Here is a 23,909-nt window from a genome sequence, read left to right as displayed (position 1 = left end):
CCTGCACCAGCCACAGCATCAGGAACTTGACGGTCTTCCCCTCGGAGCGAGCCGTCAATGCCTCCACCATGGCGGTCGAGAAGGTCGTAAAACCACCCAGCATGCCGGTCGTAATCACCGTGCACCAGAACGCCACCTGATCCGTAGCGTTGTAGTGCACGCCCAGCGCACGCGGATTCGACACCGGCATAATCAGCAGGCCGTACAGGAATGAACCCACCAGGTTAATGACGAACACCGGGCTAATAATCGAGGACTCCGTGCGCAGGCGAGGAGACATCGCCTTATCCAGGAAGAAGCGGGTCATCGCTCCCAGACCGCCGCAGAGAAAAATCATCAGGGAGAAAAACATTAGCGGCCCTCCTCGTGTTCGGTCCCCGGCTCCTCGCTGGGTGAGACGTGCACCAGCCTCGTGGCCAGCATGCGGCCCACGAGCATGCCGGAGGCCGCGGCCGCCAGGCCACCCACCAGCAGCACCAGAATCGCCAGTACCATGTACCCGCCGTGCACCGTATACGGCAGAAAAATCGTCTGCGCCATGACCGCGGCAATAGACGAATAGGTCGTGTAGCCACCCATCATTCCGGCACCAAAGAGCAGGCGGAAGGAGTGAATTCGATCCTCACCATTGCGCGCCGCGTACGCGTTCCATAGAACCGTCAGCAAACCCATGGTGAACGAGCCCAGAAGATTCGCCACCAGTACGCCACCTGGGGTGTGCACGCGGCACAGTGCACCCAGGCCGCCGCCCAAAAAGACAAGAAAAGGGGCAGGTACACGGTTTAGAACGGCCCCTATCCTCTGCCGGATACTCGCGCGGTTCCTCATCACCGTGTACCTACCCCTTTCGAGTCGTATTAGTCTTCAGTGTGCGCCGTGGTGCGCAAACGCATACTAATACTTTAGCGGCTACTCGAGCTTGTCACCTGAGTTTGTTGTCCGAGCCTGCACCGGCAGACTCTCGCTCGTGCTGAATCTTCTCACTCAGTGCGGCGCCCTCAACGTCCATATTCGGGGTGAGGCGGTCCAGCCACTTCGGCATCCACCACGCCTTATCGCCAAGCAGAGCCATAATCGCCGGGGTCAGCGTCATGCGCACGATGAACGCATCCACCAGCACACCGAACGCCAGGCCGAAGCCCATCGGGCGAATCATGGTCGATTCAGCGAAGATGAAGCCGCCAAACACCGAAATCATGATGATCGCGGCAGCCACCACCACGCGCACCGCGTGGTTATAGCCACTCACAATGGCGGTCGCCGCGTCCTTACCGTGCACGTATGCTTCACGCATGCCGGTCACCAGGAACATCTGGTAATCCATGGCAAGGCCGAAGAGAATACCGATGAGCAGGGTCGGCAGGAAGGACAGCACCGGGCCCGGGTGGTCCACCCCGAAGAGGGAACTCATGAAGCCCAGCTGGTAAATCGACACCACGGCACCGAAGCTTGCCAGCACCGAGAAGAGGAAGCCCATCGAGGCAACCAGCGGAACCAGAATCGAGCGGAACACCAGGATCAGCACCAGGAAGGACAGGCCCATCACCACACCCAGGTACAGGGGTAGCTTCTGGGCGAGCACCTCGGAGACGTCAATATTGCCGCTGGTCTGGCCCGCAACACCGAGAGACACCTCGGAGCCCTGCACCGGCACGGTCACGGCGCGCAGCTTGTGGACGAGCTCTTCGGTCTCCACGGAGCTTGCACTGTGGGCAGGAATCACCTGGAAAATCATGAGGGTACGATCATCGGTCATGCCGCCGGGAACCACAGCCTGCACGTTCGCGCCACCGCGCTCCTTCACCGCAGACGCGATATCAATCTGCGCCTGCTGAGCCTGCTCCTCGCTCATGTTCGCGGGGGTGTGCGCGACCGCAACCAGCGGGGCGCTCATACCCTCACCGAACTTGTCCTTGACCAGCGCGTACGACTTGTACGCGGCGCTATCGGAGGGGTAGTTCGAGGCATCCGGCAGGCCCAGGCGCATCTGAGACATGGGGGCGGCAACCGCCAGCAGCGCCACAGTACCGACCACCAGGGTCAGCAGCGGACGAGCCAACACGAGGCGCAGCCAGCCATTGGGCTTCTCGATGCGTTCGGCATCCTGCGCGCGGCGTTCCGCAATCTTCTGCGGGGTATCGATGGAAGCCCACAGCTTCTTCGGCATAATCTTGGTGCCCGCCACGGACAGCACCGCAGGGGTAAGAGTCACCGCAATCAGGGCGGCAACGACCACGCAGAACGCGGCGGCGTTACCCATCACGCCCAGGAAGGGAATACCGGTCACGTTCAGCGCCACCAGCGCAATAATCACGGTGCTCGCCGCAAAAATCACGGCGTTGCCGCTCGTACCGTTCGCCAGGGCAATCGCCTGGTTCTTCGGCATGCCCTCCAGCAGGTTCGTGCGGTAGCGGTTCAGGATAAACAGGGAATAGTCGATGCCGACCGCCAGGCCGAGCATCAGGCCCAGGGTGTAGGCGGTGGAGCTCATCTGAACGAGGGAGGAGAAGGAGAGCGTGCCGAGCACACCCACCACCACGCCCACCAGAGACATCAGAATCGGCAGGCCGGCAGCCACGAGGGTGCCGAGCATGACCATGAGCACGATGAAGGCGATGGCCATACCCGCAACCTCACCGGTGTGCGAGCCACTGCCGAGCGCAGATTCGCTCAGGTTCGCGTCGAAGTGGACGGTCGCCCCGTGCAGGTCCGCTGACTCGATATCGGACATGACCTTCTGCAGGTCGGCGGAAGGCACCTCGTAAATCTTCTTCTTAAACGAGACGGTCGCAATCGCCGTGGACTGATCCTCAGAGATCATCCGGTAGCCGGAGGCGAAGTCGTACAGCTTCTGCTGGCGCTCCAGCTGCTCACGCTGGGCGGGCAGCTCGCTCTCGGTCTTCTGCAACTGAGTGCGCTGTTCGTCCAGCTTCTTCTGGCCCTCGGCCAGTTCCTCCTTCTTGGAGGCGATTTCCGAGCGACCCGCATCGACCTGCTTCTGGCTTTCAGTCAGTGTTTCACGCTGCTGGTTGAGGGCGTTCTGCTGCGCGGTCAGCTGCGCCTGCTGAGCGTTCAGCTGTTCCATCATCTCGGCGGGTGAGCCCGCTGCCTCAGCCTGAGCGTAGCCGTTCTTCAGCTGCGCCTGGGCATCGTCCAGCTGCTTCTGTGCGGAGGCTAGCTGCTCCTGCCCCGAGGTAATCTGCGCCTGCGAGTCGTCGAGCTTCTTCTCGTTCTCGGCAATCTGCTTGGTGCCCTCTTCAATCTGGGATGCGGCGGCACTCAGCTGCTTTTTACCGTCCTCAATTTGGGCGGGGGCGGCGTCAATCTTGGCGTGCGCCTCGTCGAGCTGGGTTTTTGCCTCGGCAAGCTTGGAGGTGGTGGTGAACGGGTCGGTGACCGCATCCACGGAAGAAACCTCGCCGGTGAGCTTGTTCAGCGCGGTGGAGAACGCCTGCTTCTGTTCCTCGGTGAGGGCGGTGCCGTCGCCCGTAGTGAGGATGATCTGCCCGGAGCCGCGGTTGGCACTCGGGAAGCGCTGGGCGAGCTCGTCGGAGAGCTGCTGGGTCTGCGTTCCGGGCATGGTGAAGGTGTTACTGAGCTTGCCGTGGAACGCGGTGTAGGCGCCGGCTACACCCGCGATGACAAGCGCCCAAGTGAGGATAACGGCCCACGCTCGGCGGGCGGCAGCTTCACCGATGCGGTAGAGCCATGTAGCCATGATAAATTCCTTGAGGTGGGGTAGAAGGATCGGTGAATAAGCGGGTCGCGGCGTGCGACTTCCAGGTCTTGCGAATGCATCGTCAGGAAGGTCAGCTGTAGAGACAAAACAGACGCGTACTCCCGCTCCAGATGCCCCCGTTAGGTGCCGTGTGGCCACCTGTCGGAAGACCCCGGAACGGGAGTATCCGTCTACTAGTGTTTTACGTTTTTAGGCTGCAAATTCGCCCTGGACCAGGCGACCCAGGTAGTCGAGGGCCTCGAGAACGCACTGGCGCATCGCTTCGATAGCGAGCGTTTCAGGGTGGGTGCCTTCGGGTGCTTCTGCCGCGGCCTTGGCCGTCACTTCTTCAGCGCGGGTGAGGTAGTAGTACACGCCCTCACCGATGGTTTCGGAGAGGTTCGAGGCGAACACGGCGACGCGCAGGTAGGGCAGGTCGGGGTAGGCCTCGAGGTACTTCTCCAGGAAGATGTCGTAGGTGCGCTCAAGGATGACGTGGGAGTACTCCTCGAACTTTGCGGGGCTGTCCATCTCGAGCGCGTAGAGCAGCTGGGCGAAGGGAGCGATGTACTCCTCCAGGGTGCTGCTCATGAAAACGTTGTGGGCGATGGAGAGCATCTCGGTCTCCATGCTGGGGTTCTGTCCGGAGACGGTGAAGTCGCTCTCTTCAAAGATGCGGTTGAAGTACTGGTTCAGGCGGGTAACCAACACGTCGTCGACGGACGCGAAATGGTTAAAGATGGTGCGGCGGGAGACGCCGGCGCGTTCGGCGAGCGCTTCGGCGTTCAGCGCGCCGTAGCCGCCTTCAAGAATGAGGGATTCTGCAGCTTCGACAATTGCGATGCGATTCTCCGCCTTGCGGGCAGAGCGCTTATCTGCAATGTTTGCGGGGGATTCAACGAGTTTTGCCATAGTTTCACAATACGTGCAATTTGCACTGCCAGCAAATAATAAGCGGGTTAGATTCACCACATATCTGCACTGGATGAAATAACTCTCAGGTGTAGCTTGAAACTTTACACGGCAATGTTCATTCGGGATTTACCGCCCCGACCCCGCCGCACCCTACGATTCGGCGGATTCCAGCGGCAATCGCACCGTAAAGACGGTGTGTCCGGGCTGGCTCTGCACCTGAATTGAGCCACCATGCGCCTGCACGATAGCCTGCACGATAGCCAGCCCCAGGCCGGTCGTACCGTCCGAGCCGGAGCGCGCCTTATCCGCACGCGTAAAGCGGTCAAAAATTTTCGGCAGGAAGTCCGGGGCAATACCCGGGCCGTTATCAACCACCGAAATCACCGCCTCACGGCGGGTGTGGTCCACAGAAAGCCCCGCAATCACACGCGTCCCCTCATCCGTGTGCTTGCGCGCGTTCGAGAGCAGATTCAGGATGACGCGCTGCATCTGCGAGCGGTCCGCAACCACCTCGACGGGCTCGTGGGGCACATCCAGGTGCCACACGTGGGTGCGGGCGGCCGCCTGCATATCCGAGGTACATTCGACGAGCAATTCAGTCAGGTCCACGGTTTCCAGCTTGGGTTCGCGCCCCTCATCCAGGCGCGCGAGGGTCAGCAAGTCCTCCACGAGGCGAGACATGCGCTCGGTCTGCGAGTCGATGCGGGCGAGCGAGGACTGCCCGGAGTCGCTGAGCGGTTCGGTCCAGCGCAGCATGTCGGAGTATCCCTTAATGGCCGCCAGCGGCGTGCGGAGCTCGTGCGAGGCGTCCGCAATGAAGGCACGAATCTGATGTTCGGTTCTCTCGCGCACCTCCAGCGCCGAGTTCACGTTATCCAACAGCTGGTTGAGGGCGTAGCCCACCGCGCCAACCTCGGTGCGAGGGTCAGAATCGCGGGGCTCCACGCGCACGGCCGATGAAATCGTGTGTTCCTCAAGATCCAGGTGCGCCACATCCGTCGCCACCGCGGAGACGCGCTCGAGCGGCTTCATGGTGCGGCGAATAATGTAGGATCCGGCTACGCCCGCACCCACCATCACGGCGATTGACCCGATGGACACGACGATCACAAAGATGGTGAGGGTCTGCTGCACGTTATGGAGGGGGATGCCAACCACCTGCGCGTCGGAATCGCTGCTTGCCTTCGGGGTAATCCGAATGAGGTAGGTGCCCGCCTCCAGCTTGACCTCACGCTCTTCGCTCTTAGTGGAGTTCAGGGCCAGGGTTCCAAGGGTTACCTGGCGTTGGCGGAGAGGCTCTGAATGGTACCGTCACTGCCCAGCTTGCTGGCGATCTCGACCGACCCCTCGGAGTCCACACAGGTGATGAGGGTTCCCGAGGCCTGACCGGGCGCGAAAATGGACTTATCCTTCTTCAGGTCGTCGCAGTCCACTTCTTCCTGCTTACCATTGCGCGAGGTGGGCTGCACCACGCGGTGGCTGGTTTCCTTGAGGTTGCTTTCAGCCTGCTGATAGAGGGAGTTCTGCAGGGTGACGTAGGTGGACAGACCAATGATGAGGCAGGCCACGCCGAGCGCCATCACCAGGATCGCGATGAGGCGCGAACGCAGGTGCGGCACGTACCCCATTTCCTCGGGGGAGGCGTCGGGGTTCTTCATGCTCCGCCAAGCCGCGCGGAAGCGAATGTAGAGGTGTTTCATCGAGGCTATGCGCCCTAGACCGGTGCGGCCATCACGGGTGTCACCGGTGCGGAGGCGACGGGTGGGCTCGGCATCGGGGGAGCCGGAATCACCGGGCGTGTAGGCGCTCATAAACACCTTTCTTTCTACATTCTAAATACGGAATACAACCACTGTGGCGCGGCATTTCCGGGAATACTCGCATACTCCGGAACAACCGCGCCACCTGAGCAGATAGTGCGGAACGGATAGCACCTACCCGTTCCGAGACGTTGAAAAACGACGTTGAATTACAGTGTCGGACGCAGCACGTAACCGGCACCGCGCACCGTGTGAATCATCGGTTCGCGGCCGACGTCAATCTTCTTACGCAGGTACGAAATGTACAGCTCGACAATATTGGCCTGGCCGCCAAAATCGTAGTTCCAGACGTTATCCAGAATCTGGCTCTTGGAGACCACGCGCTTCGCGTTTTCCATGAGGTAGCGCAGCAGGTCGAACTGGGTTGCGGTGAGGTTAATCTGCTCACCGCCGCGGGTGACCTCGCGGGTGTCCTGGTTCAGCACCAGGTCGCCCACCACCAGCTCGGCGTCATCGATGGCGGCCACGCCGGAACGCTGCACCAGGCGATGCAGTCGAATCATGACCTCCTCCATGGAGAAGGGCTTGGTCACGTAGTCATCGGCGCCGGCGGCCAGGCCCTCGATACGGTTATCCACCGAATCCTTAGCGGTCAGGAACAGGCAGGGCACCTCGGGGTAGAACTTGCGGATGCGGTTGAGCAGCTCCAAACCGTCGAAGCCGGGCATCATGATATCCAGCACCAGCACATCGGGTCGCCAGTCGCGGGCAATGTTCAGCGCGGAGGGGCCGTCGCCGGCGGATTGCACTTCCCAGCCAATCATCTTCAGAGCCATGCTGACGAGTTCTTTCAGCATCTCCTCGTCATCGACGACGAGGGCCCGGATGGGGCTACCATCCGGGTGCTCCAGGGCGGGAAGGTTCTTTGCGATTTCGGTTGCTTTACTGCTCATAGGTCTAGGGTACCGCGAGGAATCTCACTCGGGCGTGCCGAACGAATATTTTCGCGGCAAACATATGGAACGCATGTGCCGATCACAGCTGATACACAGATTGCAGGGATTTCTCTTCGGGCCAGTCCGTACCCCCTTCAGTCGGCCGGTCTCTTCTGTAAAATTTGTACTAGATTAGGTGACGCTCAATCGCTTTTTGCGGTGCCGCCACCAGCTCTTTTTCCGGGCGTTACGCACCGATAACCGACCACCGCACGACCGTCGCATCACCGCAGAGGAGGGCGCATGCGCATCAGCCGCATTTACAACAACAATGTCGCCCTCACCGTGAATCACCTCGGTCAGGAGGCCGTGGTAATTGGCCGTGGCATCGCCTTTGGCAAGCGCAAGGGGCAGATGATTGATCCTGCCGCGGTCGAACAGACCTTTGTGCCCGAGCAGGGCATGTCGGGCGAGCGCCTCAGCCTGACCCTTTCCGAGATCCCCGCCGAGATTCTGTCCATCGCCACGGGTCTGGAATCACGCGTGCGTGCTGACGGGGTGCTGGAGCTCTCGAATTCTTTCATCATTCCCCTGGCTGATCACCTGCACTACGCGGTGATGCGTGCCCGCGAGGGGGTGCGCGTGGACTACCCGCTCGCTCCCGAGGTGACGCTCCTGTACCCGCGCGAGGTGGAGTACGGCCGTTCGGTGATTGCCGCGGTGCGCGAGCGCCTGCAGGTTCAGATGGATCCCGGCGAGGCCATTCCGCTGGCGTTGCACCTGGTCAACGCGCAATTTGCGACGGCGGATATGTCGCAGGCCTTCCGCATGACGGAGGTGTTCGCGCAGGTTTTCGAGATTATTGAGGCCAGCTACGAGCGCACACTTGACCCGGATTCCGTGAGCGCGACCCGCTTTATCACGCACCTGCGCTACCTCTTCGTGCGCGCTAGTCGAGAGGGTGAGCCCCAGGAAATTGATGGTGTCTCGCAGCCGAGCCTTTTGGCCGCTCTGCGTGCGGATGCGCCCCGCGCCTTCGCCTGCGCGCAGAAGGTTCTGCTGGTGTTGCAGATGCAGCTGAATCACTCGCTGACTCGGGACGAGCTGACCTATCTGACGATTCATATTGCCCGCCTGGCTCGCGAAATGTGGGGTATCAAGGAGTAGCGGTCGGCACCGGCCGGGGTGTGGCCGTTAAAGGCGGTTTATTGTATTCGTGAATATTCAGGATTACGAGGATACATGTTGGCAGGTGCCTTCATCGCGCTTTAGCGCGTCGAGTAATTTTTAAAAGTGGCGATTTCAATCGGGGCGCCCCAGAAATACCATTCCGTGGACAGACCACAGAAAAATGTTGGGTTTTTCTAAATCCCACACGTTTTACTATTACAGCCTCCCCTGCGAGGTATTTTCCTTGTAAATATTTTTCCGCTTTCTTGGATTTCCGATATTTTATGTCAAACGTGCGACAGATTCATCCAGCAACTCACCTTTAAAACATCAATATTTCTATTTTGGGGGCGGAATAGCGCTTCTTCTCACTATCCTCCGAGCACTTCAAGCTTTTCTTCTCGAGATTTTCGAACGCCCTAAAAATAAGCGTTTTGGAGCCCGGAAACCCATATTCCAACACCGACAAAAACGTCACGGAAACCTAAAGTGCGCATCCTTGAAAAAACCCCATAAAACAAAAACCGAAAATGCTACCATACGAGGGTTACAGGGCCCTGAACGGGGTTCATAACACACACCCAATACGCATACGAGAGGACCATTATGGTCACCATCATTGTGGCGGCACACGGCGAGTCGGCTCCGGCTCTGCTGAAGACCGCCGGCATGATCCTCGGTAACTTCGAAAACGTCCACCCGGTCACCTTCCTGCCGGGCCAGGGCCCCGAAGATCTCGTCGAAGAGTACACCCGCATCGTTGAGGCGTCCGAGGCAGAAGAAACCCTGCTGCTCGTTGACCTCTTCGGTGGCAGCCCCTACAACGCCGGTGCGCAGTTCGCGGCCACCCGCGAGGGCGTGGATGTCGTCTCCGGCGTCAACGTACCGATGCTCATCGAGGTTATTTCCGCCGCCGGACGCAAGAGCGCAACCCTCAAGTCCCTGGTCACTAAGGCGCACAAGGCCGGCACCAAGGGTATTCGCTCCTTCCAGGATGCGAACCAGCCTGCGGCCGCCAAGCCCGCCGAGGCGAAGCCCGCAGAGACCAAGGCGGTCGAGGTTCCGGCTGCTCAGCAGGTTCCCGGCGGCACCATGGACGCCGTCTTCACCCGCATCGATTCCCGCCTGATTCACGGCCAGGTGGCGGGCACCTGGGTTCCGTTCATCGCGCCGCAGACCTTCATCGCGGCCTCCGATAACGCGGCCCACGATAAGCTACGCAAGTCCCTGCTGCTGCAGGTCGCACCGACTAGTGTGAAGACCAACGTCCTGGACATCGCCAAGGCTGGCCGCGTATACAACAACCCCAAGTACACCGGCATGAAGACCATGTTCGTCGTGGAATCCCCCGTCGACGTGGTGCGACTGCTCGACGAAGGCGTCAAGATCAACGAAGTGAACGTTGGTGGCGTCACCTTCAAGACCGGCATGGTACAGCTCTCCGACGCCGTGTACGCCTCCGAGGAGCACCTCGAGGCATACCGCGAGCTTCTCAAGCGCGGTGTGAAGCTGACCGTGCAACAGCTACCCAACCACTCCCCGGTTGACCTGGCAAAGATCCTCAAGCAGAAAGGCCTGGACGCATGACCGCCCTCACGTTTATTCTCGTTGTTCTCGTGGCGTTCATCGCGGGTGTCGCATCCGTGGTGGACGAACGCCAGTTCCACCGCCCCCTGGTCGCTTGTACCCTGATGGGTTTCGCACTGGGTGACCTCACTACCGGCATCATACTCGGTGGTTTCCTGGAGCTCATCGCACTGGGCTGGATGAACGTCGGTGCGGCTATGGCTCCCGACTCGGCTCTGGCCTCCACCATCTCCGCCCTTGTCGTGATTCAGGGCCACCAGAACATCGACACCGGTATCGCCATCGCCGTGCCGCTGGCCGCAGCCGGACAGGTTCTGACCATCTTCGTTCGTACCATTACGGTGTTCTTCCAGCACCAGGCCGATAATTTCGCCAAGACGGCTAACTTCCGCGGTATCGAGCTGATGCACCTCAGCGGTATGGCCCTGCAGGGTCTGCGCGTGGCCATCCCGACCGCCATTGTGGCGCTAATCAGCTCCGACGAGCTGACCCGCCTGCTGAACATGATTCCCGCCGAGGTGACCGTTGGCCTGCGCATCGCCGGCGGCATGATCACCGTGGTCGGTTTCGCAATGGTCATCAACATGATGCGTTCGAAGGCCCTCATGCCCTTCTTCTTCCTCGGCTTCATCGCCGCCGCCGCTATCCCGGCAACCCAGTCGATTGTGCCGCTACCCGGCGGAAGCTCAAAGGACGTCCTCGTGGCGCTGTCCACCCCGGCACAGTTCAACCTGGTTGCTATCGGCCTGGTCGGCGCCTGCCTGGGCCTGCTGTACACGCAGCTGAACCCGCTCTTCCATAAGAGTGAGGCACCCGCCGTAGCACCGGCCGCCGCCAATGACCTCGACAACGAGCTCGAATAAGGAGCATCACCATGACTGAAAACAAGAACGTCGAGCTCGTTGAAGTTCCCGAGCTCACCCAGCGCGATAAGGTCGACACCTACATCCGCTCCACTTTCCTGCTCGGTTCGTTCAACTTCGAACGCATGCAGTCCATCGGTTTCGCGGTTTCCATGATTCCGGCCATTAAGCGCTTCTACACCAAGAAAGAAGACCAGGCGGAGGCGCTGACCCGCCACCTGGAGTTCTTCAACACCCAGCCGTGGGTTGCATCCTCGATTATGGGTGTGACCGCTGCGATGGAGCGTGAGAAGGCAGCCGGTAAGGACATCGACGAAGCCGCCATCACCAACGTTAAGGTGGGCCTGATGGGCCCACTGGCCGGTGTGGGCGACCCGATTTTCTGGGGTACCGCACGTATTGTGCTGGCGGCTCTGGGCGCATCCCTGGCGGTGACCGGCAATATTCTGGGCCCGCTGCTGTTCTTCTTCGGCATGACCGCAATTCGTTGGGCAACCCGCTGGTACGGCTTCAAGTACGGCTACGAGAAGGGCACCCAGATTGTGACCGAGGCGGGCGGCAACACCCTGCAGAAGATTACTCAGGGCGCCTCCGTGATGGGCCTGTTCGTGATGGGTGCTCTGGTGTACCGCTGGACGAGCGTGAACATTCCGTTGCCGCTGACTAGCTACACAAACCAGGCGGGCGAGACGGTAAATGTGACCGTCCAGTCCGTGCTGAACGATCTGCTGCCGGGCCTGGCCTCGCTGGGTCTGTGCTTCCTGTGCATGTGGCTTCTGAAGAAGAAGATTAACGCCATCTGGTTGATTTTCGCCCTCTTCGGCGTGGGCATCCTCGGTTCCTACCTGGGATTCCTGGCCCTCTAAAAATCTGAGGGATGACCCCTTTCACCCTTCTATGAGAGCGTGAGATTCAGGGGCTATATCTCAAGTGGCGGGGGTGCGGTCGGTACACTTAAAAGTACCGGCCGCACCCCGTTTTTTATGGGTTGCGGCGCGCAGTTCGCGGCAACGTAGCCCTTCCGTGAAGGAGTTTTTATGACCAAGTTGATGGCTTTCGATTTGGACGGCACGATCCTGTTTAACCGAGCCGTGGAGCCTGCCAATGAGCGGGCGATTGCCCGCTGGCAGGCGGAGGGTAACCTGGCGGTCTCGTGCACGGGCAAGAGCATTTTTGCTACTCAGCTGGCGTTGAACCCGACCGCCATCCGCTTCGACTATCACGTGCTGTACACGGGTGCGGTGATTACCGACCGGGAGTACCGGGTGATCTACCATCAGCCTCTTCCGGTGAGTGTTGTGCAGGCGTGCTACGAGCATTTCAGCACCGTGGACGGCGTGGCCCTGTTCGCGACCACTCTGGATAACGATTACAGCCTGTGCGACCGGGTGGGCTCCTCGACGAATATTCTGCCGGAGTTCACTCCCCTGGCGGCTAATGACCTGCAGAACCACGAGTACGTGGGTGTGCCCCTGTGGATTCCGGATGCGCAGGTCCGCGAGGCGGCGTACACCTGGATTCTGGAGCGTTTTGGCAACTCGGTGGACTGCCACAAGAACCAGGATTTCCTGGATATCGTGCCGCCCGCCTGCACGAAGGGCACCGGTCTGCAGCATCTGGTGGAGTACCTGCAGTCGGAGCATCCGGGTAGCTCCTATGAGGTGCACACGATTGGTGACTCGTGGAACGATATCGACATGCACCGCTACGCTGACCGTTCGGCGTCGTTCAGCTACTCCCCCGACGAAGTCAAGGCCGTCACCACCGATTGCGTGGATAAGGCGTACGAGTTCATTGAGGCTTCGCTCTAGAGGGTTCTGTAGCCACGATTCTCAGGCGGCGTCTGGGTGGGTGCTGCGTCTATCCTGCTGCTTTCTCTTGCGTGTGCTCGCCGCCCACTCCCCCGTTTCACGTGAAACACCCGCTTTCCCGATACTCCCCATGTACCCCGTGAGGTTTCTATGTGCCCGTCCGCTTCTCAGCCCGGTAAGAACCAGTCCGGCAAGAATCAGTCCCGGAAGAGCCAGCAGGCCGAGCCTGCTCAGTCCTACGACCCCTCCAGCTTTACCGATACCTTCCGCGCCATGGCGCGTGAATCACTCGTGAAGAACCAGAAGAACCGCCCGGACTCCCCCATCGTTTCCATTTCCCCGGTGCTAATTGTTTTGGGTGCCATTGCGGCGGCGCTCTATGGACTCTGGCAGAGCTGGGCATGCATCATCCCGTTACTGCTGATTCTGGTGCTCATGTGGGTGCGCTACACGATGCAACGGCAGGCTCTCAGGGATTTCGCGGAGCTGGAGGCGGCACGCACCGCGTGGAAGAAGACCCGCGACCGCCAGTACCTGGAACTCATGGCGGCGCAGTCCGAGCGCATCCTGAACGAAAATAAGGCGCTGACCGAGCAGGCGCGCGCCCACGTGCAGGAGTACGCCGAGTACGCGGCGCAGAGGCTCGACGCGCGGGCCTAGCCGCCAATACTACCCGCCCTAGGATATGAAGAACCCCCTCGAACCAAAGGTTTGAGGGGGTTCTTCACGTTAGCTATTGGGCGGCCTCGCGACCGAAAACGGTCTAGCGGCTTTCCTCTGCGACCTGGGTATCCGATGCTTCGGGAGCCTCGGCAGGCTCATCGGCGGCGGCGGTAACGCGCCGCACCACGGGTGCCGAACGCTCCGAGAAACCGCGGCGCAGCGTGCCGGCGGCCGCGCGAGCGTCCATCGCGTAGAGCTGTTCGCGGTTGGTCAACACCACCAGGGTCATAGCGTTCAGGCACACACCAAGGATGCACAAAATCCACCCGATGAGCATGAACCGACCACCCGAGAGCACCGCACCCGAGAGTAGCAGCGCGATGGAGACCAGGTACGCCGGGGAAAGCAGAAACTTTGTGTTCATAACCCCCACCTAGCGAACGTTCGAGCGGGGCTTCGGGGCACGGCCAGCCGCGCGGGAACGAGAAGGCAGCACACCCAGGCGACCAGCGGGGGCCTGCACGACCGGCTGAGACTCCGTGGGTTCCTCTTCGCGAGGCTCGTCCTGAGCCGTTTCGGGCTGAGCCGGCTCCGCCTCCTGCTCGTGAGCCTCCGAGGGCTGTTCGGCGGCGTGGGCGTCTTCTTCCTCACGGCGCCCGCGCTCTTCACGGCGGTGCTCGGCGCGCTCACGGATGCGGGTTTCAACGGAGGACTCCAGTCCGTCCAGGTTCGTCACGAGCGCCGGAACGGGGTCACCCTTTGCCTTACCCACCGAGAGCAGCACGGCCAGAACGTTCAGGCACAGGGCGGCAATCAGCAGAATCCATCCCAGCCACAGAACCCAGGGGGTTGAGGAGCCGATCAAGAGCGCGCCACAAAAAATCGCGCCAAGGGAGGTCAGGTACGCGGGCGAGAGAGTCTTGAAGTCCATGTCTACTTTCAATGCATTGTGAGTTTGAGAGAGCTACAGCGTGTTCAACGCTTCCTGTCCCATTTTAGGTGATGGTTGAGCGTTAGTCTTCCTTATTCCCTACTCCAGGGCATATATACCCCGGAGCGGGAATCGGTAGACCTACCAACCGGCCGTCGTCCTTCTCCAGAGAGGCTAGGAGCTCTCCCCCGCGGGGGGCAGAGGCGAGGCGGGCGCGTTCTTCACGACCGGGATGTTCTGGGTGCTCGGGGCGTCCTGATACTGCTTCCACAGGTTGTAGCGTTCCAGGGCCACGGCACCGGCCGTCATTGCGGGCAGAATGAACATGCCGGAGGAGCGGATACTTTCTGCCTGCGCCAGGATGTCCAGCTTACGCACCACGCGGGTCACGTCGTGGGAGTCGTAGCGGTCCTGAGCAGAAATAACCTCGTTCTGCGCGGCGACGAGGGCGGCGTCGCGCAGGCGCACGAAGTCGTTCCTCTTGCCCTTAACCTTCTCCATGTGCTGCTTGTATTCTTCGGGCAGTGCCTCGCTGATTTCGTCGCGGCGGGTAATGGCGGAGCACATTTCCTTCACGCGGGCGTAGGTCTCAGGGTCGGTGGTTGCCTTCGCTTCTGCCTGCAGCGCCTCGAGGGCCGCGATCTGCGCGATCTTGAGCAGTTCGGGTACGGCAGTTTCTTCTTCATGGTTGGCCCGCACGCCAAGGACCTTTACGAGCATGGGCAGGGTCAGGCCGGGTAGCACGAGGGTGAAGAAGAGTACGGAGAGCATCATGACGATGGCGTCCTGGCGGACCTGTTCGGTGCCGTTGACCACGGGGATGGACAGGGCAAGAATCAGGGTCACGAGGCCTCGCATGCCGGACCAGGTCATGACGATAACTTCGGCGAAGCTTTCGGGGGCACCCTCGTGGATGGGGTTCTTGCGTCCTGCCAGCCAGACGATGGTGAACCAGATGAGGCGTACCAGTATGGCGACCAGTGCGACCAGGGCACCGTCAGCGAAGAGGCCTGCGGTACGGGAGGGGTCGGCGGTGGCGATGATGCTACTTGCCTGCAGGCCGATGAGGCCGAAGGCGACACCGGTCATGAGCAGCTCAATAATCTGCCAGAAGGAGGTGGAGGAGAGGCGTTCTTCCGCTTCGAGTGCCGCCATGTATTTGGTGCTGGTGAACTGGATAGCGCCGATGACCACGGCAATAACGCCGGAGGCGTGCGCGCTTTCAGCAGCGAGGTAGGCGCCGAAGGGGATCACGAGGGTCACGGCGTTGCTGGTGACCACGTCGTGGGCGCGCTGGCGAACGTAGCCGCCGAGCCAGCCGAAGATGTAACCAATAATGACCGCGAGGATCGAGCCGAGCACGAAGTCTTTGGCGACCGAGAGCGGCTCGATGTGGTGGCCGCTGGTCATGGAGTGGATTGCGGCGTGGAAGAGGACGATTGCGATAGCGTCGTTGAAGCTACCTTCGGTCTGCAGGGTGCCGATGAGGCGGCGGGGAATACCGACGGGCTCAGCGACTGCTTCCACGGCGACGGGGTCGGGCGGGGAGACGGCGGCACCGACGGCAAGGGCGACGGTGATGGTCATGCCGGGGACCCACCACATGGTTGCGCCGGCAATCGCCAGGGCGGAGACGGTGGTGAGCAGAACCGAGTAGAGCAGTACCGATTTCCAGCGGCGGCGTAGGGTTCCCCAGGAGAATTTAACGCCGATGGCCCACAGCAGTGGCGGAAGGAAGATCGGCAGGATGATGTCGCTGTCGATGGTAATGTCCGGTCGGTTGGGGATGAAGAGCGCGGCGGCGCCGAGCAGGGTCATCATGACCGGCCAAGGGAGGTTGAGTCGATCACCAATGCTGACCATGAACACGGTCGCGAGCAGGATGATGACGATAACGGAGAGGTAAAGCATTGGTCCGGTATTTTTCCTTTCGCACGGCTAGGTTTAGTCGGCTACGTCTTTCTACTCTACCGGAGGGGCTCATTCCGCTTTTCGGATATGGGGGTTCTGCAGCGTTTATTGTGGTGTTGTTTACCTCTAAGCCTAATGCTTTATGTGGAATATAGAGTTTTCCCCTGAATATCCTCACTTTTCAGCAGGTTATTCAGGGGAAAATTCTATTTTTGGAATATATTGCTTGGGGTAGCTACCTCTAGCGGATTACTTAGAGCCGCATCCACCAGCACCGCAGCCGCAACCGCCAGCGGGAGTTTCCGCCACGACCGGTTCGGGCTCGTCGTGGCCACCGCAGCAGCCACCCTTTTCTTCCTTTGGTTCGTCGTGGCCGCCACAGCAGCCACCCTTTTCTTCCTTCGGTTCGTCGTGGCCACCGCAGCAGCCACCCTTTTCTTCCTTTGGTTCGTCATGGCCGCCGCAGCAACCGCCACCACCGTGGGAGTGACCGTGAACCTCAGCCGGAGCTTCAGCGGAGGAACCGCATCCGCCCGAGCCGCAACCGCAGCCGCCGGAGGAAGGTGCCGGCTCCTCGTGACCGCCGCAACCGCCCGAGCCGCATCCGCAACCGCCGCCCACGGAGCCGCAGGCGGAGCCGCGCGCCTCGCGGTGACCCATCAGGTCAACACCGAGGTCGGAGAGGTAACGTAGGTAGCCTGCAAGGGCATCGCGTCCACCGGTGCCAGAGATGACAATGCCGCCGTGGCGCAGAGACTTCAGAATCTCGTTGACCATGGGCCACTGCTCAATATCGTCGGTAATGGTAATGGCGCTGACCACGTGCATGGCCAGGGAAGTCAGCGAGCGCAGGGACTGGTCGTAACCCTCGGGCAGGTGAATCACCTTGGAGGGGGCGGCCAGGCGCAGAATCGACAGCACACGCATGAGCATCATGGGCACAGCGTTCTTCGGCAGCAGTACGGTCACGCCAATAGCGGGGGAAGCGGCAATGCGCTCAATGGTCTCGGCCAGCTCCTCAGAATCAATGTCGCGGGAGATGTCGAGAACGTCGTAGGAGTCCACGGCAATGGAGCGGGTGCCTAGAGCGTCGGCAAGTTCCTCGTTCTCGGTGTGGACAGCAATCATGTTGCGGAATTCGTTGCGGCGCAGAATGGAGGCCGCTTCAATCAGGGCGAAGTCCTGACCCTCCCCGTCCACCAGGAGGGTGTGGATCTCATCGCGGGTCAGGGGCTGTTCGGAGCCCGCCCGCTCGATTAGTTCAGAAAATGCATTGCTCATACCGGCTATTAAACACCCGCGCGCCAGGGGTGCGCTCGCGAGGTTCGCCTGCATTGGCGGTTTTTAGGGGCTCCGGGAGCATTTTTATGCCCAGAGCGTGGCATGTCTTGCGTCATTCAACTTCTTAGGAGCACCTAATATCGAAGTCGCTTTTAAAACGCGAAACGTTTATTTCTGAGCCGTGAGAATCACCAATTATTACACCGTTTCTCTCGCGTAATTTACGTGTTTTCTGTTTTCCAGCCGGTGCATGATGTCAATGACGGAGCGCCAAACACCCTAAAATAGAGACGTGGTACTTTCCCGTGAAAAGATTCTAGATACCGCCTACGAGGTCTTGGCGACCTACGGTCTGGCGGACCTTTCGATGCGCCGCCTCGCTCAAGAGCTTCACGTGGCTCCCGGTGCCCTGTACTACCACGTGAAGAATAAGCAGCAGCTACTCATTCTGCTGGCGGACTATATCCTGGCCCGTGCCCCGAAGTCGATGTGCGAGGAGGCGGAGCCGACGGTAGAGGCCGTGCATGCCTCCATGATTCAGCGAGGCGACATGCTCTTCTCGCTGCTGTACCCCATCCGTGAGTGCCCCGAGGTGGTGCGCCTGAGCCTGGCTCTGCACCCGCGGGAGCTGAAGCCGGTGGTGGCGATGGCTCACGAATTTCAGTCGCTGGGCATGGGCCATGCTGAGGCATTGCGCCGCGCCCGCCTGCTGACCCACACCGCGCTCAGCCTGGTGGAGGAATACCAGACGCTGCCGCTCATTTCTCCGCAGGAGGCGGTGGCAAGCGGCGATATTCCGCTCATCGAAAATGCTTTTAACCGATACCGCCGGGATCTGCAGTCGGCCATCGACACGATGATGGTTGTTCAGCCCCCGTACACTCAGGAGGACTAACCTCCGTACTCGACCCACTCAGCCTTCTATCCGCAGGCCCCGCACCGCTACGGCGCGGGGCCTTTGTGCCACCTAGCGCCCGAGCGTTCATCGCCCAAACCGCCCGCGACTCGAGCCGAAACGCCCCTCTGCCGTAGTCTAGAGGGGATACCTCTGCGCCGAGTTGCGTGTTCCGGACGTATTCGTCGCGGGGAGGTACGCACAGATTCCGTATGCCCCGCGGGGCGTAAGCGAGGTGTCCCCATGTCCATGACCGCTACTGCCCAGTGGGCGGCCTTCCCCAGCCACACCGCGGAGATTGCCCGCGTCCGCGAGGAGTTCATTACCGCCTACGGCTACGAGCCGGACGGCGTGTGGTCTGCACCGGGCCGTCTGAACCTGCTGGGCGAGTACATTGACTTTCTGGGGGGCTCGTGCCTGCCTATGCCTCTGCCCTACCGCACGTATATTGCGGGTGCTCTGCGCCGCGATGGCGTGCTACGTGCTTCCTCACTGCAGATGCCGGGGGACGAGCGCACGGTTGTGGTGCGCGATATCCAGCCGGGCCATTTGAAGGGTTGGTTCACGTACGTGGCGGGCGTGGCCTGGGCGATGAATCAGGAGGGCGGGCGCGACATCATGCTCCCCGACGCGTTCGGCGCGGATCTTCTCATCAACTCTCGCGTTCCGGTGGGCGGTGGCCTGTCTTCCTCGGCCGCGCTGGAGTGCTCGACGGCGCTCGCACTGCTTGAGCTTTCGTGCCCCCTGCGCCCGGACTGCTCGGAAACGGATGCAGCCCCGGCCGATAATGACACGCTGCGGGCCCGCCTGGCTCAGGTGTGCATCACGGCCGAGAATAAGGTGGCGGGTGCGCAGACGGGCGGCCTGGATCAGACGGCGTCGCTGCGTTCTTTCCCGGAGCAGGCGCTTGTGGTGGATTTCCGAGACTTTTCGATTGAGCCGGTGCGGGTGGATATTGCCCAGCACGGTCTGAGCTTTTTGGTGATTGATACGAATACCCCGCACGAGCTGACGGACGGCGGATTTGCGGCTCGCCGCGCGGCCTCCGAGGCATGTGCGGAGGCCCTGGGCCTGCGTTTCCTGCGCGATGCCCTGCCGGAGGACCTCTCCTGTAAGGGTATGGATGCGCGTACCGCGAAGGCGTGGCGCGCCGACCTGGTGGACTCTTCGGTAAACCGCGCGCTGGATGCCCTGGAGGACTCGGGGCGTCCCTGTTCGTTCCCGCGCGGCTGGGTGCGTCACGCTTTCCACGATATGACGCTGGTGGGTCGCGTGAGCTACCTGCTGCAGCACGCAGACGATCTGGGGTTGGCGGCTTTTAAGGAGGCCGGCCGCATCTTTACGGAGTCGTTTGTGTCGATGCGCGATGAGCTGTGCGTTTCCCGCCCGGAGATTGACGAGGCGGTGCGCGTGTGCCTGGAGCACGGGGCGCTGGGCGCGCGTATTGTGGGTGGCGGCTTCGGGGGTGCTGTCATGGCACTTATCCCGACCGAACGCCTGGAGGAGGCGGCCCAGGCGGTGGCGACGAGCTACGCCGTGCACGGCTACGCGGCCCCGCGTTTTTTGCCGATGACGGCGGGCTTTGCGGCTTCGCACGACTGGTCGGCGGCGACTGATATGACCGATATTCCCGTGAACTAGATGCTCGCAGAGTACCCTCGCCACGGTTTCCCGCGCCTCGATTTGAGGGGGGAGCTTGCGATGCGCGCGGGGCGGTGAACCCCGCTCTTTCGGGCGTTAGCCCGTCGCGTGCGGCACACACAACGGTTTTGAACACCACTCTTATCTGAAAGTTTCCTGCGAGTTTTATCTCACCGCCCCGCTCCCCCACCCCGCAGTAACCCCTGGATAAGCCACGATTGTTTGAGAGGCAATCAAAAAATGGCCTCCCTCGCTAAAACCTACCTCTTGACGCTTTCCTACATGGGTAAACTTATCGAGAAGGCCAGTCTGTAAGCCATAAAGTTTCACCGCGGCGAGCGCCGGGCGATTTAGGCAACAGGTTCTTTCGCACATCATATTCCGGTTCTCCGTTGGATCCGGAATATACCTCATATGAGAGCGCGCGATTGCGCAGAGAGGAGACCCGCATGGGCCTCGACAACATCAAGAACACCGTTGAGCAGAACCTCGACAAGGTCAAGGAGGCCGTTGAGCACGGTCTGGACAAGGCTAAGGAAGCCATCAACGACAAGGCCGGCAAGGACATTGTCAGCGACGAGCACGTTGCCAAGGTTGAGGATGCCGTCAACGGCAAGATCGACGAAGTTTCTCAGAAGCTCGGCGACAAGTAAGCCTCTTTTCCGCGCTTTGCGGTTATTTCGGGATGCGGCTTGAAGCATCCCACGGTTCTCCAGGGTTTTGAGCTCCGCATCAGCGTGGTTCAAAGGCCCTGGAGAATCCTTCTGTGCGGATGCGGCTGAACGCCCCGCGTCCGGCGGGCGGCCTTTAGACGGGCCGCTCCCTTTAGGTTTTCACTCAACCACCAACGGTGGGGTTCCCACCTCGTTTCGGGTGCTTCCCATCGATGCTGCACCCGAAGCATCACTCAGCAGCGGCATGCTCATTGCCGTGTATCGCTCTCCTTCTCATCTCTCACTCTCGCAAGCGCCCGCGATATCTCGCGCCTGTGCACGCCCCGCGTTCCTGCCCCTGCGGCTTGGAGCACGGGGCGTGCGCCGTTAACGCCCCGTCTTCCCATTCGCTGGCAGAAGTTCCCCTTTAGAAAATCCGCAAGCTCAATTCCGCTCACCGGGATATGCTTTAAACGGTAAGTATTAGCGCGCCCGGGCCGGGCTCTCCCGCGTGATTCACACGATCCGTCCGGCGCATCCAACACACGGAGGAACTATGCTCGAACGTCAGCAGTCCAGCCAGGAGCAGGCCCGCGAGGTTATGAAGAACGGCGGTGTCGTCATTTACTGGCGCCCCGGCTGCCCCTACTGCGAGGCTCTGGACGCCAAGCTGGGCGACCTCGGCAACTACGCCACCTGGGTCAACATCTGGGAGGATCCGCAGGCTGAGGAACACGTCAAGGCGCTCAACGAGGGCAACGCCGTCGTTCCTACGGTTGACACCGGCGACACCCACTTCGTGGTGGCCGACCTGGTGAGCCGCAACAAGGTAAAGAAGCTGATCGAGAACACCCTCGACTCCGGTAGCGAGGCCTAAAATGGGTCGCCCTCCGCTGAATCGTGATACGACCGTCTGCATTTCGCTGTCGGGCCGCCCGTCGAATCACGGCATCAAGTTCCACAACTACCTGTACGAGAAGCACGGGCTGGATTACCTGTACAAGGCGATGACCACCACCGATATTGAGGGGGCTATCGCCGGTGTGCGTGCACTGGGTATTCGCGGCTGTTCGGTGTCTATGCCTTTCAAGCAGGCTGTTATCCCGCTGATGGACGATATGGATCACTCGGCTGCGGTGATTGGTGCGGTGAACACGATTGTGAATACCGAGGGCTTCCTGAAGGCGTACAACACTGATGTGATCGCGGTGGCCTCTCTGCTGCGCTCGCACCATGTGGATCCGTCTCTGCCGTTCCTGCTGCGCGGTTCGGGCGGCATGGCGGCTGCGGTGGCTGGCGCCTTCTTCGACGCTGGTTTTGCGCAGGGCATGATTATCGCGCGTAACGAGGAGACCGGCCGGGCGCTGGCTGAGCGTTACGAGTACGCGTGGGCGCCGGAGGTTGGCAACCTGCGCGCACCGATTCTGGTGAACGTGACCCCGATTGGCATGGCCGGCGGCGAGGAGAGCGAGGAGCTGTCCTACCCCGAAGAGGCTATCGCCGAGGCTCAGGTGGTCTTTGACGTGGTGGCGATGCCCGTTGAGACCCCGTTGATTCGCGCGGCTCGTGCGGCCGGCAAGGAAGTTATTCACGGTGGTGAAGTGATTGCCCTGCAGGCTGCTGAACAGTTCCGCCTGTACACCGGCGTGGAGCTCACTCCCGAGGAAGTTGAGGAGGCGGAGGCTCAGGCGAACTAGCCTCGCACCCGCCGCTTCTTCGCCCCGTAAGGGGCGCGACGCGTTGGAGGGCCCGGAAGGATTTATCCTTCCAGGCCCTCTTGGCTTTATCCGGCGCTTTGCGCCGGAATTTTTTGTAATTACACACAGCCTGGTACTTAAGGTTTTCCACAACTGTGGAGAAATCTGGGGAAAACTCTTACACCGGTGTAATTCATACCGTGTGATTCGGTCGTTTTGGCCTGTATCCACAGGTTTTAAACATGTACTCACACTCTTGGAATTACACGAATGTAGTTATGCACAGTGTGGAAAACCTCTGTGGATAACCCTTCTCTACGGCGAATTTCCGCGGGTTTCAGGCTCAATAGCGGCCCTTGAACCACCGCTGCAGGCCCTGTTGCGGCGGTTCCGAAGGATCTGGCTTCTTCACGAACGGAATAATCAGCAGGGTCGCGAGCGCGCCACCGACAAAGCCGCCAAAGTGTCCCGCGTGAGAAATATTCGGGTGGAAGAGGCTCTGCACAACGTCAATACCCATGAGCAGAATAAAGAGGCGTGCAGTATCCTTCTGCTTCCGAAGAAGCAGAAGGACGAAGAACGCGCCGTAGAGGCCGTACACACCGCCTGATGCGCCCACGACACCACGGTAGTAGGTGAAGAGGTACACACTGCAGCCGGCACCCACGGTAGCCGCCATATATACAAAGAGGAACTTCCACCGCCCCATCATGCGTTCGAGGGACACACCGAAGATGAAGAGGTAAATCATGTTCCACACCAGGTGCATCGGGTCAGTTTGCGAGTGCACAAACCCGTGCGTGATGAGGCGGTAGTACTCGCCGTGGTGAACACGGGGACCAGACATCATGCCGAGATTGTGTACCCAGCGGAACGGAATGATCAGCTGCAGGCCGTACACCACGACATTAATCAGGATGAGCGTGTACGTAATATGCCAGTGACGGGCGATGAAGGAACGCTTCGGTCTCGATGCACCCCCGTTGAGCTCGCTGTAGCAGTCGGGGCAGACTACACCCGCATCCTGTGCCGTCTGGCATTCGCCGCAGATGGTGCGGTTGCAGCGCCCGCACCGGGTATAGCTGACACGGTCGGGGTGGTTGACGCAGACCGTGGGGCTCTGCCCGTAGCCTGCGTAGTTGGGAAAGTTCTCCACTGCCTCTCCAAAGATTTTTGTGCCGGATTTTCCGAAGATTTTTCACGTATTTTCAGGCTCAGTACCTGCCGTTTTGCCACTGCTGCGGACTCTGTTGCGGCGGATTCGAGGACTCGGGCTTATCCACAAGCGGGACAAACAGCAGTGTCAACAGCACACCACCGATAAAACCACCCGCGTGGCATGCGTGGGAGATATTCGACGGGGTCAGAATGCTATAGATGATGTTCGGGGCAGTAATCATGACGAACACTCGTGCGGTGTCCTTCTGCTTCATGATGATTAGCAGGGTCAAGAACGAGCCCATGAGACCGAATAGACC

General features: G+C 60.6%; 22 protein-coding genes and 1 pseudogene. 11 read left to right on the top strand and 12 right to left on the bottom strand.

Annotated features, from left to right (window positions below):
• From HMPREF2944_RS04205 to HMPREF2944_RS04180, 6 genes and pseudogenes are all read right to left on the bottom strand, one after another.
• Window positions 1-352 (bottom strand): fluoride efflux transporter FluC (locus tag HMPREF2944_RS04205; protein WP_070680808.1); only part of this gene is annotated, 352 nt, incomplete at its 3' end.
• Window positions 352-828: a fluoride efflux transporter FluC gene (locus HMPREF2944_RS04200; protein ID WP_070680805.1), complete on the bottom strand. Its 477-nt coding sequence runs from the start codon at window positions 826-828 to the stop codon at window positions 352-354. The genes HMPREF2944_RS04205 and HMPREF2944_RS04200, both read right to left, overlap by 1 nt.
• A 94-nt stretch (window positions 829-922) precedes the next feature.
• Window positions 923-3,718 (bottom strand): MMPL family transporter, encoded by a 2,796-nt coding sequence (locus tag HMPREF2944_RS04195; protein WP_070680802.1) that lies wholly within the window; start codon window positions 3,716-3,718, stop codon window positions 923-925.
• A gap of 210 nt (window positions 3,719-3,928) precedes the next feature.
• Window positions 3,929-4,630, bottom strand: coding sequence for a TetR/AcrR family transcriptional regulator (locus HMPREF2944_RS04190; RefSeq protein WP_070680799.1), 702 nt, complete (start codon window positions 4,628-4,630; stop codon window positions 3,929-3,931).
• 153 nt (window positions 4,631-4,783) lie between these two features.
• A pseudogene (locus HMPREF2944_RS09495) lies at window positions 4,784-6,444 on the bottom strand (sensor histidine kinase).
• A gap of 158 nt (window positions 6,445-6,602) precedes the next feature.
• A complete protein-coding gene (locus HMPREF2944_RS04180; RefSeq protein WP_070680796.1) occupies window positions 6,603-7,346 on the bottom strand; it encodes a response regulator transcription factor in 744 nt (247 codons plus the stop codon).
• Between the two features lie 285 nt (window positions 7,347-7,631).
• On the opposite strand from HMPREF2944_RS04180, the gene HMPREF2944_RS04175 reads away from it, so the two are divergent.
• From HMPREF2944_RS04175 to HMPREF2944_RS04150, 6 genes are all read left to right on the top strand, one after another.
• Window positions 7,632-8,495 carry a PRD domain-containing protein gene (locus HMPREF2944_RS04175; RefSeq protein WP_070483109.1) on the top strand — a complete coding sequence of 288 codons (864 nt, stop codon included), beginning with the start codon at window positions 7,632-7,634 and terminating at the stop codon, window positions 8,493-8,495.
• Between the two features lie 609 nt (window positions 8,496-9,104).
• On the top strand, window positions 9,105-10,085 hold the full coding sequence (locus tag HMPREF2944_RS04170) for a mannose/fructose/sorbose PTS transporter subunit IIA (protein ID WP_070680793.1): 981 nt from the start codon (window positions 9,105-9,107) through the stop codon (window positions 10,083-10,085).
• Window positions 10,082-10,948: a PTS mannose/fructose/sorbose transporter subunit IIC gene (locus HMPREF2944_RS04165; protein ID WP_070680790.1), complete on the top strand. Its 867-nt coding sequence runs from the start codon at window positions 10,082-10,084 to the stop codon at window positions 10,946-10,948. The genes HMPREF2944_RS04170 and HMPREF2944_RS04165 overlap by 4 nt, the downstream gene beginning before the upstream one ends.
• A gap of 11 nt (window positions 10,949-10,959) precedes the next feature.
• Complete coding sequence (locus HMPREF2944_RS04160; protein WP_012902656.1) at window positions 10,960-11,814, top strand: PTS system mannose/fructose/sorbose family transporter subunit IID; 855 nt, start codon at window positions 10,960-10,962, stop codon at window positions 11,812-11,814.
• Between the two features lie 171 nt (window positions 11,815-11,985).
• Window positions 11,986-12,759 (top strand): HAD-IIB family hydrolase, encoded by a 774-nt coding sequence (locus HMPREF2944_RS04155; RefSeq protein ID WP_070680788.1) that lies wholly within the window; start codon window positions 11,986-11,988, stop codon window positions 12,757-12,759.
• Between the two features lie 150 nt (window positions 12,760-12,909).
• A complete protein-coding gene (locus HMPREF2944_RS04150) occupies window positions 12,910-13,419 on the top strand; it encodes a hypothetical protein (RefSeq protein ID WP_210398454.1) in 510 nt (169 codons plus the stop codon).
• A gap of 103 nt (window positions 13,420-13,522) precedes the next feature.
• On the opposite strand, the gene HMPREF2944_RS04145 is transcribed toward HMPREF2944_RS04150, so the two are convergent.
• The 4 genes from HMPREF2944_RS04145 to HMPREF2944_RS04130 form a co-directional block, all read right to left on the bottom strand.
• Window positions 13,523-13,846, bottom strand: coding sequence for an ATPase (locus HMPREF2944_RS04145; RefSeq protein WP_080978767.1), 324 nt, complete (start codon window positions 13,844-13,846; stop codon window positions 13,523-13,525).
• A 9-nt stretch (window positions 13,847-13,855) separates the two neighbouring features.
• Window positions 13,856-14,353 carry a hypothetical protein gene (locus tag HMPREF2944_RS04140; RefSeq protein WP_049332275.1) on the bottom strand — a complete coding sequence of 166 codons (498 nt, stop codon included), beginning with the start codon at window positions 14,351-14,353 and terminating at the stop codon, window positions 13,856-13,858.
• 174 nt (window positions 14,354-14,527) lie between these two features.
• Complete coding sequence (locus tag HMPREF2944_RS04135) at window positions 14,528-16,264, bottom strand: cation:proton antiporter (RefSeq protein WP_070680785.1); 1,737 nt, start codon at window positions 16,262-16,264, stop codon at window positions 14,528-14,530.
• Between the two features lie 249 nt (window positions 16,265-16,513).
• A complete protein-coding gene (locus tag HMPREF2944_RS04130; RefSeq protein ID WP_070680782.1) occupies window positions 16,514-17,545 on the bottom strand; it encodes a biotin synthase in 1,032 nt (343 codons plus the stop codon).
• A gap of 292 nt (window positions 17,546-17,837) precedes the next feature.
• On the opposite strand from HMPREF2944_RS04130, the gene HMPREF2944_RS04125 reads away from it, so the two are divergent.
• From HMPREF2944_RS04125 to HMPREF2944_RS04105, 5 genes are all read left to right on the top strand, one after another.
• Window positions 17,838-18,440 (top strand): TetR/AcrR family transcriptional regulator, encoded by a 603-nt coding sequence (locus tag HMPREF2944_RS04125; RefSeq protein ID WP_070680779.1) that lies wholly within the window; start codon window positions 17,838-17,840, stop codon window positions 18,438-18,440.
• Between the two features lie 243 nt (window positions 18,441-18,683).
• Window positions 18,684-20,081, top strand: a complete 1,398-nt coding sequence (locus tag HMPREF2944_RS04120; RefSeq protein ID WP_070680776.1) for a galactokinase — start codon at window positions 18,684-18,686, stop codon at window positions 20,079-20,081.
• A 449-nt stretch (window positions 20,082-20,530) separates the two neighbouring features.
• Window positions 20,531-20,734 (top strand): hypothetical protein, encoded by a 204-nt coding sequence (locus tag HMPREF2944_RS04115; protein WP_070680773.1) that lies wholly within the window; start codon window positions 20,531-20,533, stop codon window positions 20,732-20,734.
• Window positions 20,735-21,290: 556 nt separating this feature from the next.
• Complete coding sequence (locus HMPREF2944_RS04110; protein WP_049332267.1) at window positions 21,291-21,611, top strand: glutaredoxin domain-containing protein; 321 nt, start codon at window positions 21,291-21,293, stop codon at window positions 21,609-21,611.
• Window position 21,612: 1 nt separating this feature from the next.
• Window positions 21,613-22,431, top strand: a complete 819-nt coding sequence (locus tag HMPREF2944_RS04105) for a shikimate 5-dehydrogenase (protein ID WP_070680770.1) — start codon at window positions 21,613-21,615, stop codon at window positions 22,429-22,431.
• 343 nt (window positions 22,432-22,774) lie between these two features.
• Here the strand turns inward: HMPREF2944_RS04105 and HMPREF2944_RS04100 are convergent, their stop codons facing one another.
• Together HMPREF2944_RS04100 and HMPREF2944_RS04095 are read right to left on the bottom strand one after the other, a co-directional pair.
• On the bottom strand, window positions 22,775-23,587 hold the full coding sequence (locus tag HMPREF2944_RS04100; protein ID WP_070680767.1) for a rhomboid family intramembrane serine protease: 813 nt from the start codon (window positions 23,585-23,587) through the stop codon (window positions 22,775-22,777).
• A 58-nt stretch (window positions 23,588-23,645) separates the two neighbouring features.
• A partial coding sequence (locus HMPREF2944_RS04095) for a rhomboid family intramembrane serine protease (protein WP_141755733.1) occupies window positions 23,646-23,909 on the bottom strand: 264 nt, incomplete at its 5' end.

Origin of the sequence: Rothia sp. HMSC072E10 (genome assembly GCF_001813965.1) — a bacterium.
GTDB lineage: Bacteria > Actinomycetota > Actinomycetes > Actinomycetales > Micrococcaceae > Rothia > Rothia mucilaginosa_A.
This window is presented reverse-complemented; position numbering and strand designations above follow the sequence as displayed.